Consider the following 1,304-nt stretch of genomic DNA (forward strand, 5'->3'; position numbering starts at 1 on the left):
TATCTCTTTGTCTACGGTAATAGTCAAAATACTGTGTCCAGCACCGCGAAAATGATCTGGCGTTTTCCTCTACCTAGAGCACTTGCGCCAGAGGACGATTTTCTGTTTGGCTAAGACCAATATTTCGTTTTAAGTGTAAAGCTTCTTCCAAGTGTTGAGTGTGTAGTCTAAATATTTACCGCCCAGTGAGTGCTACAACACTCACTGGGCGGTAGCATTCCTTATCAGCTTACCCTGACGCAAATTGCACTGCTTCCTTTTCATCTTATTCGAGATAAGGAGAAGCGAGCGTTAGAGGCGAAAAAAATGCCCCTTTGTAGCGAACGTCTTGATGCTATGAGACCTTGGGTTCCTTACAAGAAGGTTATTTATCTTCCCGCCTACCAGGAAGTGATTGAATACGAAGTTGCTCATGTAAATGATAAGTCAAAAATAAATGAACTAAAAAATAAAAGGTTCCAGAAAATCATTGGTGGTTAATGTGAAGTTGTTAAAATTTCTAGCAATGTCTGCTTGTGTTTTTCCATTCCTATCTTGTGCGGAAACGTTGGAGAAAGGAATTGAAGTATTAAATCAAGGTCAGTTTAAAAAGGCCCGTGAGATATTTAAACCGTTAGCTGAACATGGCGATGCTAATGCAGCCTACTGGTTGGCGTATACCCAGTTCAAGACTGCCGAAACACTGTATGTAGGTTCTAACTTACTAAAGGTAGCTGAAGGTGGTAACCCTTGGGCGATGGCGACACTTGCAGGTACCCATATGCCAAAGGTGACTACCTCATATTGTAATTATCTTGGCTGGCCGTGTGACGAGAAATGGGTTGATAAAGCAATAGAAGGTTGGGAGAAACTCGCCGAAGAAGGTGATGGAAAGGCAATGTATGCCCTTTTATATCATGACCCTAGTTGGTGGCAGTATATTCCATTTTATCGGGATTATCGATATGAGCAGTTAGCGAGTAAGTTATATAAAAACAAAGGCTATACCTTTTTCTTTGATGACAGGATTTGGTCTGATCTTAATGAAGATACCCGCCCAAAATATTTGGAAAAAATAGCTAAGGATGGGAACCTTTATGGGGCATATCAAGCGGCCTTTATATATAAAAAAAGAAATCGCATTGATGAGGCTTTAAAATGGATAGAGTATGGAATAGAAAGAGGTGACTACTATGCATTTGTATTTAAAAGTGTAATTTTTATTCCGTTAATGCGAGATAATGGAGTAGGCGATAAAGATAGTTTATCTTCGAAAGTCTCATTCTTCTACTGTATGGTTGCTAACTCTATGAATAGCCATTATG

General features: G+C 39.6%; 2 protein-coding genes. Both read left to right on the top strand.

The window, feature by feature from the left end; translation table 11 throughout:
• Positions 1-189: 189 nt before the first annotated feature.
• Complete coding sequence (locus BZG20_RS15970) at positions 190-480, top strand: hypothetical protein (RefSeq protein ID WP_131825366.1); 291 nt, start codon at positions 190-192, stop codon at positions 478-480.
• 1 nt (position 481) lies between these two features.
• Positions 482-1,304, top strand: an 823-nt coding sequence (locus tag BZG20_RS15835; RefSeq protein ID WP_077579605.1) for a hypothetical protein, incomplete at its 3' end; no start/stop codon positions are given.

The organism is Salinivibrio sp. IB868 (genome assembly GCF_001995655.1).
Classification (GTDB): Bacteria; Pseudomonadota; Gammaproteobacteria; order Enterobacterales; family Vibrionaceae; genus Salinivibrio; species Salinivibrio siamensis.